At 63.7% G+C, this 15,262-nt stretch carries 12 protein-coding genes; 8 read left to right on the plus strand and 4 right to left on the minus strand.

The genetic code is table 11. The features are described from left to right. Window positions 1–28: 28 nt before the first annotated feature. Window positions 29–1,399 (minus strand): MFS transporter, encoded by a 1,371-nt coding sequence (locus ACNFHO_RS01965; RefSeq protein ID WP_054891558.1) that lies wholly within the window; start codon window positions 1,397–1,399, stop codon window positions 29–31. 279 nt (window positions 1,400–1,678) lie between these two features. Between ACNFHO_RS01965 and quiC the strand changes: the two genes are divergently transcribed. Next, the gene (gene quiC / locus ACNFHO_RS01970; RefSeq protein ID WP_416764987.1) at window positions 1,679–3,574 is read left to right on the plus strand and encodes a 3-dehydroshikimate dehydratase QuiC; all 1,896 of its coding nucleotides are present in this window, start codon (window positions 1,679–1,681) and stop codon (window positions 3,572–3,574) included. Between the two features lie 89 nt (window positions 3,575–3,663). Continuing rightward, complete coding sequence (locus tag ACNFHO_RS01975; RefSeq protein ID WP_063545252.1) at window positions 3,664–4,332, plus strand: TetR/AcrR family transcriptional regulator; 669 nt, start codon at window positions 3,664–3,666, stop codon at window positions 4,330–4,332. 15 nt (window positions 4,333–4,347) lie between these two features. On the opposite strand, the gene ACNFHO_RS01980 is transcribed toward ACNFHO_RS01975, so the two are convergent. After that, entirely contained in the window at window positions 4,348–5,355 is a 1,008-nt protein-coding gene (locus tag ACNFHO_RS01980) for a GlxA family transcriptional regulator (protein ID WP_054891555.1), read from the minus strand. A 168-nt stretch (window positions 5,356–5,523) separates the two neighbouring features. Here ACNFHO_RS01980 and ACNFHO_RS01985 point away from each other — a divergent pair, with 168 nt between their 5' ends. The 4 genes from ACNFHO_RS01985 (at window position 5,524) to ACNFHO_RS02000 (ending at window position 9,945) form a co-directional block, all read left to right on the plus strand. Then, window positions 5,524–5,736, plus strand: coding sequence for a PLDc N-terminal domain-containing protein (locus tag ACNFHO_RS01985; protein ID WP_054891554.1), 213 nt, complete (start codon window positions 5,524–5,526; stop codon window positions 5,734–5,736). Between the two features lie 119 nt (window positions 5,737–5,855). Continuing rightward, a complete protein-coding gene (locus ACNFHO_RS01990) occupies window positions 5,856–6,359 on the plus strand; it encodes a GNAT family N-acetyltransferase (RefSeq protein ID WP_063545251.1) in 504 nt (167 codons plus the stop codon). A 106-nt stretch (window positions 6,360–6,465) separates the two neighbouring features. Continuing rightward, entirely contained in the window at window positions 6,466–8,955 is a 2,490-nt protein-coding gene (locus ACNFHO_RS01995) for an EAL and GGDEF domain-containing protein (RefSeq protein ID WP_416764989.1), read from the plus strand. 111 nt (window positions 8,956–9,066) lie between these two features. Then, on the plus strand, window positions 9,067–9,945 hold the full coding sequence (locus tag ACNFHO_RS02000; protein ID WP_054891552.1) for a DMT family transporter: 879 nt from the start codon (window positions 9,067–9,069) through the stop codon (window positions 9,943–9,945). A gap of 3 nt (window positions 9,946–9,948) precedes the next feature. On the opposite strand, the gene ACNFHO_RS02005 is transcribed toward ACNFHO_RS02000, so the two are convergent. Then, entirely contained in the window at window positions 9,949–10,578 is a 630-nt protein-coding gene (locus tag ACNFHO_RS02005) for a hypothetical protein (RefSeq protein ID WP_416764992.1), read from the minus strand. A 349-nt stretch (window positions 10,579–10,927) separates the two neighbouring features. Between ACNFHO_RS02005 and katG the strand changes: the two genes are divergently transcribed. Beyond that, window positions 10,928–13,177 (plus strand): catalase/peroxidase HPI, encoded by a 2,250-nt coding sequence (gene katG, locus ACNFHO_RS02010; RefSeq protein WP_416764993.1) that lies wholly within the window; start codon window positions 10,928–10,930, stop codon window positions 13,175–13,177. A 93-nt stretch (window positions 13,178–13,270) separates the two neighbouring features. Here the strand turns inward: katG and ACNFHO_RS02015 are convergent, their stop codons facing one another. Beyond that, window positions 13,271–14,221: a DMT family transporter gene (locus ACNFHO_RS02015; RefSeq protein ID WP_063545246.1), complete on the minus strand. Its 951-nt coding sequence runs from the start codon at window positions 14,219–14,221 to the stop codon at window positions 13,271–13,273. 104 nt (window positions 14,222–14,325) lie between these two features. On the opposite strand from ACNFHO_RS02015, the gene ACNFHO_RS02020 reads away from it, so the two are divergent. Further along, window positions 14,326–15,210 carry a LysR substrate-binding domain-containing protein gene (locus tag ACNFHO_RS02020; RefSeq protein WP_063545245.1) on the plus strand — a complete coding sequence of 295 codons (885 nt, stop codon included), beginning with the start codon at window positions 14,326–14,328 and terminating at the stop codon, window positions 15,208–15,210. Window positions 15,211–15,262: the final 52 nt, after the last annotated feature.

Below are 15,262 nucleotides of genomic sequence, written 5' to 3' on the forward strand. Positions count from 1 at the left end.
CCGGGGCCGCTGTGCGGCCCCGACTGTCTTACGGGCTCACCACCTCGAAGCTGCTTTTGCGGCTGGCTTCATAGGCGTCCTTTTCCAGCGGTTTGGCCTGCGGGTTACCCAGGTCTTCCATCGCCATCCGGTAGGTTTCAGGCGCCACATAGGCGGCCAGCGCACACACGCAGGTGATGGCGAAGGCCAGTGCCCCGACTACCAGCCAGATATGCTCCGAACCGGGTGGGGCGACGGCTGCGAACAGTGCCGGCAGCATCGCCGTGAGCATGGTGCCGATGTTCTGTGCGATGGCCATGGCCGACACCCGGTAGCGGGTCTGGAACAGCTCCGGGTAGAAGCTTGGGAACACGGCGTTGTAGCCCTGGTAGACCATGCCCCACATCAGGATCGAGCCGACGAAGGCCAGTGGCACGTTCTGGATGCTGATCGCATACAAGTAGACGAACGCCAGCAGGCCCGATCCCAGGCACCCGGCAATCATGGTCGGGCGCCGGCCGATGCGGTCCGACAGGTTGCCCACGAACGGAATCACCAGCACCGCGACGATATTGCCCACCACCGGGATCCACAGGTACACGCTCTTGTCGAAACCGATGCCGTAGGCCGGCTGCACCGCATATGCCGCGCCGAAGATGGTGGCGACCACCGGGATCACGTTCATCAATGCCATGAACATCACCAGCACCATGTGTTTCCAGCTGTGGCGGAACGCTTCGCCGATTGGGGACTTGGCCACCTTGTCCTGTTTTTCTTCCTGAACGAATGCCGGGGTTTCGTGCACCTCCTTGCGGATGATGAAGCCTGCGATCAGCACCACTGCACTCATCAGGAACGGAATGCGCCAGCCCCATTCGTTGAACGCTTCGCTGGGCATGAAGTAGGCCAGTGGCAGGAATACCGCAGCGGCCATCACCTGGCCGGCCTGCACGCCTTGCAGGGTGTAGCTGGCGTAGTAGCCGCGACGCCCGAAGGGCGCGTGCTCCATGATCATGGAGCTGGCGCCGGAGATCTCTCCGGCCACGGCGAAGCCTTGGACCAGGCGCAGGACCACCAGCAAGGCAGGGGCGAGGAGGCCGATGTCGTGGTAGGTGGGCAGCAGGCCTACGGCCATGGTCGAGATGCCCATCAGGAACATGCACAGCAGCAGCACGTTCTTGCGTCCTCGCGTGTCACCCCAATGGCCGAGCACGAAGGCGCCGACCGGACGAGCCAGGTAGCCGACGCCATAGGTGGCAAGGGAGGCGATGATGGCCATCTTCGGGTCACTGGACGGGAAGAAGATCTGCGGGAAGATCAACGCTGCCGCCTGGGCATAGATGAAGAAATCGTAGTACTCGAGGGCCGAGCCGATCCACCCGCTGGCGGTGGCTTTCTTGGCCTGTGAAGAGTGGGCCATGGTGTCTCCGTTGTTCTTGTTGGTTGTCGGATGGCGGTCGCCCTCGGGCAGGCATGAGCCCGGATGGCGGCGACTGAATCCATGGTGGTCCAGGGTTCTGCGGTGAATCAATTCGCCTGGCTGGCTTTTGTTCGATTACCGAACACAAACTAACCATTTCGTACAAAGTGCATTGCCGTCCCGACTTTACCTGCGAATAATCGATCCTGCCATCGTCGAGAACAAGCAGGCTCACGGGTCAGACGAACCTGCGCCTGTACAAACAACAAGGAACTCAACATGCAGCGTTCGATCGCCACCGTCTCACTCAGCGGTACCCTGCCTGAAAAGCTCGAAGCCATCGCTGCCGCAGGCTTTGATGGCGTCGAGATCTTCGAGAACGACCTGCTCCATTACGCCGGTGCCCCGCGTGAAATTCGGCAGCGGTGTGCGGACCTGGGGCTGGCCATCACGCTGTTTCAGCCGTTTCGCGACTTCGAGGGCTGCCGCCGTGATCGCCTGCACAAGAACCTCGACCGCGCGGCGCGCAAGTTCGACCTGATGCAGGAACTGGGCACCGACCTGGTGCTGGTGTGCAGCAACGTGCAGCCCGATGCGCTGGGCGATGAGCAACTGCTGGTCGATGACCTGCGCCTGTTGGCCGAGCATGCCGGGGCGCGGGGCCTGCGCATCGGTTACGAAGCCTTGGCCTGGGGGCGTCACGTCAACACCTGGCAGCAGGTGTGGCACTTGGTGCGCAAGGCCGATCATCCGGCGCTGGGGGTGATTCTCGACAGCTTCCACACGCTCTCGCTCAAGGGCGACCCCAGTGCGATCCGCGATATGCCCGGTGAGAAGATTTTCTTCGTGCAGATGGCCGATGCGCCGATCCTGGCCATGGACGTGCTGGAGTGGAGTCGGCATTTTCGCTGTTTCCCCGGCCAGGGCGAGATGGACCTCGCAGGTTTCCTTGCGCCGATCATCGCCAGTGGGTATCGCGGCCCGCTGTCGCTTGAGATTTTCAACGATGGCTTTCGTGCCGCGCCTTCGCGTCAGAACGCCGCCGATGGTCTGCGCTCGTTGCTGTACCTGGAGGAAAAGACCCGCGTGCGGCTGGTCGAGCAGGCGGTCGCAGTGGAGCCCGGCGTGCTGTTCGCACCGCCTGCGGCAAGCCGTTATGACGGGGTGGAGTTCGTCGAGTTCGCCGTAGATGACGCGGTCGGTGCGCGGCTGGGTGGGTGGCTGAAGCGCCTGGGGTTCGCCGAGGCCGGTCAGCACCGTAGCAAGGCGGTCAGGCTGCTGCGCCAGGGTGATATCAATATCGTGCTCAACGCCGAACCCTATTCCTTTGCCCACAACTTCTACGAGGCTCATGGTCCATCGCTGTGCGCTGCAGCCTTGCGCGTGGATGACGCCCAGGCGGCGCTGCAACGGGCAATGGCCTATCGTGGTCAGCCATTCCGTGGCCTGGTCGGCCCCAACGAGCGGGAAATCCCGGCGGTGCGCGCGCCGGATGGCAGCCTGATCTACCTGGTGGAGCCGGCCGGGGCAGGGCAGAGCATCTACGACAGCGATTTCTGCCTCGATCCGTCGGCCAGTGCCGCTGGCGGGCTGCAGCGCATCGACCACATGGCCTTGGCCTTGCCGGCCGAGGGGCTGGACAGTTGGGTGCTGTTCTACAAGAGCCTGTTCGACTTCACCGCCGACGACGAAGTGGTACTGCCCGACCCTTATGGTCTGGTCAAGAGCCGCGCCCTGCGCAGCCCGTGCGCGACGTTACGCCTGCCGCTGAACATCTCCGAGAATCGCAACACGGCCATCGCCCACGCCCTGTCGAGCTACCGTGGTTCGGGCGTGCACCATATAGCCTTCGACTGCGCCGACATCTTCGCCGAGGTCACGCGGGCCAAGGAGGCTGGCGTGCCATTGCTGGAGATCCCGATGAACTACTACGACGATCTGGCGGCGCGCTTCGAGTTCGACGATGAGTTCCTCAGCGAGCTTGCGTACTACAACGTGCTGTACGACCGCGATGCGCAGGGCGGCGAGCTGTTCCATGTGTACACCGAACCGTTCGAGGGGCGTTTCTTCTTCGAGATCCTCCAGCGCAAGGGGGACTACGCGGGGTATGGCGCGGCGAACGTGGCGGTGCGCCTGGCGGCCATGGCCAAGCTGCGCGCGAGTGCGGGCAGCTAGCACATTTCACATTCCACCCTCGCGCTTCCCAGCACCGCCCGGCTCACGGATAATCCCCGCACATTCCAAACAATAGCCTGTGAGTCGGTATGAGTGATCCGCAAGTCAGCCTCGGTCAGCCCGCGGGCGGGGCGCGCAAGTCGCGCAAGAACAACCCGGAGAAAACCCGCGAGGACATTCTCCAGGCTGCGATCCACGAGTTCGTCCAGCAAGGCCTGGCCGGCGCGCGGGTCGATGCGATCGCCGAGCGCACCGCCACTTCCAAGCGCATGATCTACTACTACTTCGGCAGCAAGGAACAGCTGTACCTGGAATGCCTGGTCAAGCTCTACGGCGACATCCGCAAGACCGAGCACAGCCTGGACCTGGAGTCGCTGCCGGTCGAGCAGGCGATCCGCCGGCTGGTGGAGTTCACCTTCGATCACCACGACCACAATGTCGACTTCGTACGCATCGTCTGTACCGAAAACATCCATTACGGTGAGTTCGTCAAGCAGGCGCCGGTGATCCGCGAAATGAGCAGCCTGGTGCTCGAATCACTCGCGCGCACCCTGCAGCGCGGGGTCGAGGAAGGCATGTTCCGTGCGGGCATCGAGGTCATCGACCTGCATATGCTGATGAGTTCGTTCTGCTTCTATCGGGTCTCGAACCGGCATACCTTCGGCCAGATCTTCCAGATCGACCTGGCGGACGACGCAATCAAGCTGCGCCACAAGCAGATGATCTGCGAAGCCGTGCTCAACTACATCCGCGCCTGATGCGCAGCATCGGCATCACTCGCCCAGCCGCTGCTCACGTGAAGGTGGGTAGCCGAAATACGCCGCGTAGCACTTGCTGAAGTGCGACACCGAAACGAACCCGCACGCCACCGCCACTTCCATGACCGACAGGTCCGAGTACTGCAGCAGCCGCCGGCTCTTGGTGATGCGCAGCTCCATGTAGTAGCGCCGCGGCGAGGTACCGAGCTGGGCCTGGAACAAGCGGTCGATCTGCCGACGCGAGCGGCCGCTGTAGGCGGCCAGCTGATCGAGGCTGAGGGTCTCTTCCAGGTTGTTTTCCATCAGCTCGACAATGGTGCGCAGTTGCAGGCTCATGGACTTCTTCGCCCCGGGCCCGACCTGGCGATAGCGGGCGCCGGAGAACGACAGGATCTCTTCGACACCTTCGGCCAAGGCATCGCCATACAGCCGGCGTACCAGGCCCAGCATCAGTTCCATGGCGCCATTGGGGCTGGCGGCGGTCAGGCGATCGCGATCAAGGGTGAAGCTGGCCGGCGTGATGCGCGTCTGCGGGCTGCGTTCGGCGAGGCTGGCACGCTGTTCGGGGTGGATGCTGCAACCGTAGTCGCCCAGCACCCCGGCGCGGCCGAGGAACCATGCACCGCTCCACAAGCCACCCAGGGCCATGCCGTGGGCCGCGCAGTCGCCCAGCAGGCGATCGAGTTCGGGATATTTGAGCGGGGTGCGCAGGCCGGCGCAGATGACCAGGAGGTCGGGCTCCTTGAGCTTGCGCGGGTCCAGCTCGCTGGCCACCAGTTCCAGGCCCAGGTCACTCAGCACTCGGTCACCTTCGAGCGACAGCGGGGTGAAGCGGAAGCTGTCGGCTCGCAGCAGGTTGGCGGTGACCAGCACGTCCATCGCCACGGTGAAACTGGCCATGGAAAAATGCTCGAGCAGAACGAAGTCGACGCGGTACGGCACCTGTTCGTCGCTGGCGCCGGATTTGAGCCGCAACATGTTACTGGTGCTAGTCTTCTTGCTGAACTGGCGAGGCGTGGGCACAGCGGACTCCGTTTCCTTCGATGGCGCAAGGAGTGTGCTGGGAGTTGCGGGGAAAGACAATCACTGGCCGGATAATGCCGCGAGCCCTGCACTGGCGGTACGCGGATTGGAATGAACCCTTGGCGCCTGGCGTGAACAAATGCATTACATGCTCACAGGAGAACGCTCATGGAAATCGGAACGGTCTGGATCCTCGTCGCAGTGCTGGTGATTCTTCTGCAGATCTGGGCGATATGGCACATCATCGGCAGCGAGCGCCGTGCCGAGCGCAAGATGTTGTGGGTCGTATTCGTGGTTTGGGCGCCGTTCCCCGGCCTGTTGTTCTGGGCCTGGCGCGGGCCGCGGGCGGTGAAGGGCAGGGCCGTGCTGGAAGAGAAATGAGCCTTGCGTGACGCCTGTCGCAAGGACAGGCGCCACGGACTTTGATCTCGGTGCCGATACCTGGAAAAACCTGTCTGGGCGGGTAGAATCGGCGCTCCTGCCTTCAGCGAGCCTGCCCCATGTCAGCGCCGTCACTCGAGCTGTTCCCGACCGGCCCTGAACACGCCGAAATCATCCGCAACCTTTATCAGTTCTATGCCTACGAGTCCTCGGACTGGGAGCAGGAAGACGTCGAGGCGGATGGGCGTTTCTACCTGCACGAGGCGCACATGGCGCGCTACTGGCAATCGTCCGGTTGGGGCGCCAGCCTGGTGCTGGTCGACGGCTTCATCGCCGGTTTCGTGCTGGTCGAGCGTAGCGAGCTGCCAGGGGTCGAGGCCCTCGAGCTGGCCGACCTGTTCATCCTCAAGCGCTACCGCCGTCAAGGCATTGGCCGTGCAATAGCGTGCCAGATGCTCTGCAGTGGCGCGCATGACTGGCTGTTGCGCTGCTATCGGCAGGATGAAGCGGCCATGGCCTTTTGCAGCCGCGTCGTCGCCGAGTTGCCGCGCGCCGTGCAGGCAATCGCGCCGGAAGATGACCCGCAGTTGCACACATGGCGTGTCGCGGCGGTGCGTCACTGAGGTCCAGCAAGCGCGAATTTTTGTGATCCACTTCACAAAATCCTGTCGCTCAAAGGCATAATGCCAGTATCTTGAAAAACGGCCCCGCAGGTTCAGGAAGAATGCCATGTCGCTAGTCGCGAGCCCCGACGTCATGTACCGGTTGTTGATCCAGAGCGTGGTGGACTATGCCATCTACCTGCTGACCCCGGAGGGGGTGGTCGCCAACTGGAACCCGGGGGCGCAGCGCGCCAAGGGCTATGAGGCCGCCGAGGTTGTCGGGCAGCACTACTCGCTGTTCTACAGCGAGGCGGACCGCGCTGCCGGCCTGCCGCAAGCCAACCTCGAGCAGGCGCGCCGCTGTGGTCGTTTCGAGGAGCATGGCTGGCGCCTGCGCAAGGACGGCAGCCTGCTGCGCGCCCATGTGGTGATCGAGGCGGTGCATGACGACGACGGGCAACTGGTGGGTTTCGCCAAGATCACCCGTGATTGCACCGAGCAGTACCATGCACAGATGGCCCAGCGCGAGCAGGAGCGGCATTTCCGCCTGCTGGTGCAGGGCGTGCGCGACTATGCCATCTACATGCTCGACAGCGCCGGCCATGTGATCAACTGGAACGCCGGGGCCGAGCGAGCCAAGGGCTACAAGGCCGATGAAATCGTCGGCCAGCATTTCTCGGTGTTCTACACCCATGAAGACCGCGTCGGCGGCCTGCCCGAACTGGGGCTGGAGACGGCACGTCGGGAAGGGCGCTTCCAGGCCGAAGGTGTACGCCAGCGCAAGGACGGCTCGCATTTCTGGACCAGCGTGGTGATCGAGGCCATCCATGACGAGGACAGCGGCCAACTGATCGGTTTCGCCAAGGTGACCCGTGACATCTCCGAGCGTCGCCGCTACGAGCTGGAGCTGCTGCAGGCCAAGGAGCTGGCCGAGCAGTACAGCCAGGAGATGAGTACCTTGTCGCAGTTTCTCGATTCGGTGATCGCCAATATTCCAGCCTGTGTCATCGTCCAGGACCTTGTCAGCCAGCGCATCCTGTTGGCCAACCAGCAGGCCGAGCGCCTGTTCGGTGGCCAGGGGGCGAGCCTGATCGGTACCCTGCCCGCAGATTGCGCGGTGCCGGCTGCCGCCGAGTTCCTCGAGCAGCAACTGGCGCGCGGCGCACGCAGTACCAAGGGCTACGCCGCTGAAACCCGTGTCGAAACCGTCGCGGGAGCTCGCACCTTGCGCAGCCGCGCGCTGCTCAGCCAGAACCGCGACAACCAGGCCGATTACGTGCTGTTCATCGCCGAGGACGCCACTGAAGAACTGGCAGCCCACGCGCAGATCCACCACATGGCCCATCACGATGCGCTGACCGGCCTGCCCAATCGCACGCTGTTCCATGAGCGCCTCAAGCAGGCGCTGGCGCGCGGCGAGGACAGTGGCAAGCTGACCGCCACCTTGTGCCTGGACCTGGACAACTTCAAGAACATCAACGACTCCCTCGGCCATGCCTTCGGCGACAAACTGCTGCGTGCCCTGGGCAAGCGCCTGCGTCGAGAGCTGCGCGAGCACGACACCTTGGCTCGGCTAGGCGGGGATGAGTTCGCCGTGGTTCTGGCCGGGCTGGACAACCGCGAGGCGGCCTGCAACACCGCCCGACGCCTGATCGATGCGATCTGCCCGCCGTTCCAGATCGAAGGGCACCAGTTCGCTGTTGGTGTGAGCATTGGCATTGCCTTTGCGCCCGAGGACCAGGACAACGCCGAGCAACTGCTCGGCTACGCCGACATGGCCCTGTACGAAGCCAAGCGCAATGGCCGCAACCGCTACGAATGCTTCCATGTCGAACTCGACGTCGCCGCACGCCAGCGCCGCCTGGTGGAGACCGACCTGCGCACAGCCCTGCACCTGGGGCAACTGCAATTGCACTACCAGCCGGTGGTGGACCAGCAGTGCAACAGCGTCACCGGCTACGAGGCGCTGCTGCGCTGGGAACACCCCAGTCGCGGCCTGATCTTGCCCATGGATTTCATTCCCATCGCCGAGGAGACCGGGCTGATCCACGAGATTGGCGCCCGTGTGTTGAATCTCGCCTGCCAGGAGGCGGCGACCTGGGAAGGGCAGGAGGTGGTGTCGGTCAACCTGTCGCCGGTGCAGTTCAAGAACACTGGACTGGTGCACACCGTTTCCCTGGCACTGTCGGACTCAGGGCTTGCCCCGCATCGTCTGGAGCTGGAGATCACCGAGTCGGTGCTGCTGGGCAACAGCGAGGAGAACGTGCGGATCCTGCGGGAGCTGAAGGAGCTTGGCGTGTCGATCTCGCTGGACGATTTCGGCACCGGCTATTCGTCGCTGGGTTACCTGCGCTCGTTCCCGTTCGACCGGATCAAGATCGACAAATCCTTCGTCCACGACATGTGCGACAGTCGCGAGGCGATGTCGATCATCCGCGCGATCACCGAGCTGTCCAACAGCCTGAAGATCAAGACTACGGCCGAGGGCGTGGAGTCGGCCGAGCAGATGGAGCGCCTGGCGGCAGAAGGGTGTTCGCATTTCCAGGGCTATTTCTATGGGCGACCGGCACCGGCCAGCGAGCGTCTGAAGACGCCGGGCAGGATTGTCAGGGACTGAGGCACGGTGTCTGCTTCGCGGATAAACTCGCCCTGACGCGGGCAAAAACACTTGCCATCCGGCGCCCCATCTCTTCTAAACTCGCAAGGTTCGTCTTACCCAGAGATCCGCATGACCACCCGTACCCCGCTGTCCGGCGTCAACCACCCCTTGCGCGGCATCGCCCTGGTGGTGGCCGCGACTTTCCTGTTCGCCAGCCACGATGGGCTGTCGAAATTCCTCGGTGGTATCTACCCGGTGATCATGGTGGTCTGGGCGCGCTATGTGGTGCATACGCTGCTGATGGCCGGCATCTTCATGCCCCAGGCGGGGCTGCGTGTGCTGCGCACCCGGCGTCCGTTGCTGCAGACCTTGCGTGCCTTGAGCCTGCTCAGCACCAGCCTGTTGTTCACGGCGGGCCTGCAGTACCTGCCGCTGGCCGAGGCCACGTCGGTCAACTTTCTCGCCCCGGTGCTGGTCACTGCGCTGTCGGCTCCGCTGCTCAAGGAGCGGGTCACGCTCGGCCAGTGGCTGGCGGTAGTGATGGGGTTCATCGGGGTACTGGTGGTGGTGCATCCGGGCGGAGCGATGTTCACCCCGGCGATCCTGTTTCCCTTCGGTTCGGCACTGGGTTTCTGCTTCTACCAGCTGCTGACCCGGATTCTGGCTGCCCATGACAGCCCAACCACCAGCAACTTCTACGCAGGCCTGTGCAACACCCTGATCATGAGTGCGCTGGTGCCGTTCTTCTGGCAGACACCGCAATGGCAACACGTACTGCTGATGCTCGCCCTTGGCGGTTGCGGCATGACCGCCCACCTGCTGCTGACCAAGGCCTTCCGCCATGCAGCGCCGGCGCTGCTGGCGCCGTTCAGCTACTGCCAGATCGTGTTTGCGGGTGTGCTGGGCCTGGTGGTATTCGGCCAGGTGCCGGACACCACCAGTATCGTTGGCATCGCCATCATCTGCCTGAGCGGCCTTGGTGCCGCCTGGATGCAGCGGCGCAAGTGACCGTCAGCCTTTGACCAGGGCCTTGAGCGAAGCGTCGAAGCTGCGCAGGGCGTCGGCCTGCACGTTTTGCTCGACCTGCAACTGGCGGGCGACATTCGCCGTGTCGCTGGGCAGCGCTTCACGGGCCTGGCCTTCGGCGCGGCCGATGTAGGTCAGTTGGTCGTCGTAGAAGCGTGCGACCACCTGGGTTTCGATGTCCGGGCTGGTGGCGCTGGCGAGCCGGCTCTGGGCATCGAGCAGCACGATCACGTCGGGGCGATCGGCGAGCAGGGTATCCAGATCGTCGTAGAAGGTGACCTCGGCGAAGGTTTGCGCCAGCGACTGGGCCAGCCAGCCATAAGCCTGGCTGCCACCGTTGAGCGTGGCCACTTGCACGGCACGCGAGGCGCCAGGCACTGAAGGAGGGACCTCGCGATGGCGCTGCAGGTAGTCCAGGGTGGCAGCGGCATTGCGGCCCAACAGCACGGCGACGTGTTGGCCCGGTTTCAGCGACACGCTGGACAACTCGGTGGCCGAGTAGAAGTGACCGTAGGGTTGCGCCACCTGCGAGGTGGTCGAGGCGGCACAGCCACCCAGAGCGGCCAGCAGGGCCAAAATCGCGGCGAGCATGCCGCCTTTGCTGATCGATGCCATGATCGATGCCTCATCGAAGGTTCAATGAAGCCATCTTCCGCCTCCGGGCCCAGCGGTGGAACTTGAAGATATTCATGGTCGCTATCGACGATGTCGATGGGGCGCGGCTGCCTCGTCTGCCTGACAGACCCAGCCTATCGCCCTTCAATAGTCGCTCTATTAGACCTCTGCCCATGCTGGGCTAGTCTTTCCCGTGGCCTCGCGATTTGCGCGTGCAGCGCCGCGGGCCTGCGTCGGCAACAGACCGACCACCCCCTGATGAAGAGAAGGCACGAGCCTTGCGGCTCGGGCTGCAGAACACCTGGCATAGACCAGAAATCTGGACAACCGACCCATAAGGTACCCGCAGATGTCGAACGAATCGAAATGCCCGTTCCATCAAACCGCAGGCGGCGGCACCACCAACCGTGACTGGTGGCCCGATCAGCTCAACCTCAGGATTCTCCACCAGCATGGCAGCCAGTCCGATCCGATGGACCCGGATTTCGATTATGCCAAGGCGTTCAAGAGCCTTGACTTCCAAGCCCTGAAAAGAGACCTCACCGCGTTGATGACCGACTCCCAGGACTGGTGGCCTGCGGATTTTGGCCACTATGGCCCGCTGTTCGTCCGCATGGCCTGGCATAGCGCAGGCACCTACCGCATCGCGGACGGCCGCGGTGGCGCGGGCTCCGGTCAGCAGCGCTTCGCCCCGCTCAACAGCTGGCCCGACAACGTCAGCCTGGACAAGGCCCGGCGGCTGCTGTGGCCGATCAAGCAGAAATACGGCAACAAGATTTCCTGGGCCGACCTGATCGTGCTCACCGGCAACGTCGCGTTGGAGTCGATGGGCTTCAAGACCTTCGGTTTCTCCGGAGGCCGCGCCGATGTCTGGGAGCCGGACGAAGATGTGTACTGGGGCTCGGAGAAGGTCTGGCTGGGGGGCGACACCCGCTACGGCAAGGCCCAGCCGCCCGGTAAAGGTGATCTGGTGGCCGAGCCTGCCAAGCATGCAGAGGAGCAAAGTCGCACCGAGCCGGCAGGGCGCAACCTTGAAAACCCGCTGGCAGCCGTGCAGATGGGCTTGATCTACGTAAACCCCGAAGGGCCGGAGGGCAATCCTGACCCGGTCGCTTCGGGCAAGGACATTCGCGAGACCTTCGGCCGCATGGCGATGAATGACGAAGAGACCGTGGCCCTGATCGCGGGCGGCCACGCCTTCGGCAAGACCCACGGTGCAGGCCCTGCGGACAACGTCGGTGCCGAACCTGAAGCCGCAGGGCTCGAGCTTCAAGGGCTGGGTTGGGCCAACAAGTTTGGCACTGGCAAGGGTGGCGATACCATCACCAGCGGCCTGGAAGTGACCTGGACCTCGACCCCGACCCGCTGGAGCAACGAGTACCTGAACAACCTGTTCAACTTCGAGTGGGAACTGACCAAGAGTCCGGCGGGCGCCCATCAATGGCGTCCCAAGGATGGCAAGGGGGCTAACAGCGTGCCCGATGCCCACGATCCGGCCAAGCGCCATTCACCGATGATGCTCACCTCTGACCTGGCCTTGCGCTTCGACCCGATCTACGAGCCGATCGCCCGGCGTTTCAAGGAGCATCCCGAGCAACTGGCCGACGCCTTCGCCCGTGCCTGGTACAAGCTGATCCACCGTGACATGGGGCCGCTGGCCCGTTACCTGGGCCCGGAAAACCCGCAGGAAGAACTGCTCTGGCAGGACCCGATCCCCAAGGTCGATCACCCGCTGGTAGACGAGCAGGACATCACGGCGCTCAAGGCCAAGGTGCTGGCCTCGGGCCTGAGCGTTGCCGAGCTTGTGTCCACCGCCTGGGCGGCAGCTGCGACCTTCCGTGGCTCGGACAAGCGCGGTGGCGCCAACGGCGGGCGTCTGCGCCTGGAACCTCAGCGCTCCTGGGTCGCCAACCAGCCTCAGCAATTGGACAAGGTGCTCAAGGCGCTGGAGAAAATCCAGGGCGAATTCAACAACGGCGGCAAGAAGATTTCGCTGGCCGACCTGATCGTGCTGGCCGGCTCCGCTGCGGTCGAGAAGGCCGCCCAGGACGCTGGGCACACTGTCAGCGTGCCGTTCCGGCCGGGTCGCACCGATGCCTCCCAGGCGCAGACGGATGTCGAGTCGTTCGCCGTGCTGGAGCCGCTGGCAGACGGCCTGCGCAACTTCACCAAGGCCAGGTACAGCGTCAAGGCCGAGAAGCTGTTGCTGGACAAGGCCCAGTTGCTGACCCTCACCGCGCCGGAACTGACCGTGCTGGTCGGTGGCCTGCGAGTGTTGGGCGCCAACCATGGTGGCAGCCAGCATGGGGTGTTTACCGACAAGCCTGGCACCTTGAGCAACGATTTCTTCCGCAACCTGCTGGACATGAGTGTGGAATGGAAGCCGACCTCGGCTGACAACGAGACCTTCGAAGGCCGTGACCGCAAGACCGGGCAGGTGAAATGGACCGGCACGCGGGTCGACCTGGTGTTTGGTTCTCACGCCCAGTTGCGGGCGTTGAGCGAGGTGTACGGCAGCAGCGATGCCAAGGAGAAATTCGTCAAGGACTTCGTGGCGGCGTGGGTGAAGGTGATGGAGCTGGACCGGTTCGACTTGTAGAAGCGGGACTGTAGCGCGCTTTTTCGCGGGTAGATCGGAGCGCCGAATCGCCGCTCCGATCTACCTGCGAAACAACGCCGAGATCATCAAGATTCAGGCGACAGCCTTCTGCGCCTCGGCCACCTTGGGCTTCGCCGGCTTGAGCCGCGATACCCCCAGCAACACCAGGACCAGCCCGGCAATCTGGTAGCCCGAGATCGCCTCGCTGAGGATGGCCCAGGACGCCAGCATGGTCAGCACCGGCCCGAGGTTGCCGACCGCCGCAGTGTGTGTCGGGCCAAGGCGCTGGATCGCCAGGGCCACCCAGTAGATCGGCAGTACCGTGGAAAACAGCGCCATCATCGCCGCGTTGGCCCACACCGCAGCGGGCAATTGCGCCAACTGGGTGACATCCGCCACCAACAGGTAGTGCGCCAGCACCATCAGCGACGAGGCCGAACCACACAGCCCGGCCATGCGCATCGAGCCCATGCGCTTGAGCATCATTCCGGTACCGGAGTAATACAGCGCGTAGGTGACGGCGCTGGCGAACACCCACAGCGACCCCACCAGCACTGCGTGCCCTCCGCCGGCGGTGCCCAGGTCATGCACGAAGGCGATCCCCAGCCCCAGGTAGCACAACCCCATCGCCACCAGGGTGCGCGGGGTAGGGCGCTCACGCAGGGCGATGGCCTGGAAGATCAGCACCAGGGTCGGGTAGGTGAACAGAATCAGGCGTTCCAGCCCCGCGCTGATGAACTGCAAACCGTAGAAATCGAACAGGCTCGACAGGTAGTAGCCCAGCAGTCCGAGCACAGCCACGCGAAACCCGTCACCCAGGGTCAGCGGGGTACTCGCCGAGCCACGACTGGCCCACACCAACCAGGCGAACAGCGGCAGCGACAGGCCCATGCGCAACGCCAGCAAGGTGACTGCATCCACAGGCCCCGCGGCGTAGGCGAGTTTGACGAAGATCGCCTTGAAGCTGAAGCCAAGGGCGGCCAGGACGGCATAGAGGCTTCCGCTTTGCAGGTGTCGCTCAAGTGAGGTACGCAGGCTGTTCATGCTGAATCCGCAACAAAATAAGTCAGAGGCTTATTCTGAATAGAAGGCTCGAAAGCTAGAATCGCTTTTTCTGGAACATGGCGTTCGCTTTTGGAGAAACCCCCATGCACTTCGATCTTCAGGACTTGCGTCTGCTGGCTGCCATCGCTGCGACTGGCAGCCTGAGCAAGGCCGCGGCCAGTTTTCCAGTGGCAGTGTCGGCGGCAAGCACACGCTTGCGCCTGTTCGAGGAGCGCAGCGGTCTGATGTTGTTCACCCGCAGGGCTGACGGTATGCAGTTGACCCCTTCTGGACGACTGGTACTGGAGTCGGCCCGTGGAGTGCTGGGCGAGGCGCAGAAACTGCAGGACACGCTCAAGGAGCTGGCCGGCCAGCGTCGAATCAACCTGCACCTGGCGGCCTCGACGGTCACCAACAGCACCTTGCTGCCGGCGGTACTGGGGCCGTTCCTGGCCGACTACCCCGAGGTCGACCTGCTGCTGGTCGAGCACAAGAGCGTCGATGTATTGCGGGTGGTGCTGGCTGGGGAGTGCGAGATCGGCGTGTTCGACGGCAACCTGGTCAACGATGGGCTGGTGTCGCTGCCGTTTCGCACCGAGCGTCTGGTGCTGCTGGTGCCTGCCGATCATGAACTGGCGACGCGTGAGCAACTGCGTCTGGTCGATGCCCTGGATCATGCCTTCGTCTGTCTGCCGGCAGAGCGTGCCATGCAGCGCTTTGTCGAGGAGCTGGCGATGAACCTCGCCATGCCGCTGAAGATTCGTGTGCGCGCGCCCAGCTTCGAGGCCATCGCCCAGTTGGTGGCCCAGCGCGCCGGGCTGGCGATTGTCCCGGAGATCGCGGCCGTGCGCGCCGAGCAGGAGCTGGCGGTGCGCAGGGTGGCACTGGAGGAGCGTTGGGCGACTCTGGAGCTGCGCATCTGCTTTCGCAGTTGGGAAGGTCTCAGTTCCCACGCCAGGCAACTGGTTACCTTCCTTTCCGGGCAGTAATCCGATGAGGTGGCACTCTGCAATCCTGGCCGGAGCGCTTACAATCACCGCT

The sequence above is a fragment of the Pseudomonas sp. NY15374 genome (genome assembly GCF_048068255.1).
Classification (GTDB): domain Bacteria; phylum Pseudomonadota; class Gammaproteobacteria; order Pseudomonadales; family Pseudomonadaceae; genus Aquipseudomonas; species Aquipseudomonas machongensis.

What these genes read in the sequence shown, in the direction of transcription:
- ACNFHO_RS01990 (WP_063545251.1), top strand. Translation starts at nt 5,856, where the DNA reads ATGTCAGCGCCGTCACTCGAGCTGTTCCCGACCGGCCCTGAACACGCC.
- ACNFHO_RS02020 (WP_063545245.1), top strand. Translation starts at nt 14,326, where the DNA reads ATGCACTTCGATCTTCAGGACTTGCGTCTGCTGGCTGCCATCGCTGCG.
- ACNFHO_RS01975 (WP_063545252.1), top strand. Translation starts at nt 3,664, where the DNA reads ATGAGTGATCCGCAAGTCAGCCTCGGTCAGCCCGCGGGCGGGGCGCGC.
- ACNFHO_RS01985 (WP_054891554.1), top strand. Translation starts at nt 5,524, where the DNA reads ATGGAAATCGGAACGGTCTGGATCCTCGTCGCAGTGCTGGTGATTCTT.
- ACNFHO_RS01995 (WP_416764989.1), top strand. Translation starts at nt 6,466, where the DNA reads ATGTCGCTAGTCGCGAGCCCCGACGTCATGTACCGGTTGTTGATCCAG.
- ACNFHO_RS01965 (WP_054891558.1), bottom strand. Translation starts at nt 1,399, where the DNA reads ATGGCCCACTCTTCACAGGCCAAGAAAGCCACCGCCAGCGGGTGGATC.
- quiC (WP_416764987.1), top strand. Translation starts at nt 1,679, where the DNA reads ATGCAGCGTTCGATCGCCACCGTCTCACTCAGCGGTACCCTGCCTGAA.
- ACNFHO_RS02000 (WP_054891552.1), top strand. Translation starts at nt 9,067, where the DNA reads ATGACCACCCGTACCCCGCTGTCCGGCGTCAACCACCCCTTGCGCGGC.
- ACNFHO_RS02005 (WP_416764992.1), bottom strand. Translation starts at nt 10,578, where the DNA reads ATGGCATCGATCAGCAAAGGCGGCATGCTCGCCGCGATTTTGGCCCTG.
- katG (WP_416764993.1), top strand. Translation starts at nt 10,928, where the DNA reads ATGTCGAACGAATCGAAATGCCCGTTCCATCAAACCGCAGGCGGCGGC.
- ACNFHO_RS02015 (WP_063545246.1), bottom strand. Translation starts at nt 14,221, where the DNA reads ATGAACAGCCTGCGTACCTCACTTGAGCGACACCTGCAAAGCGGAAGC.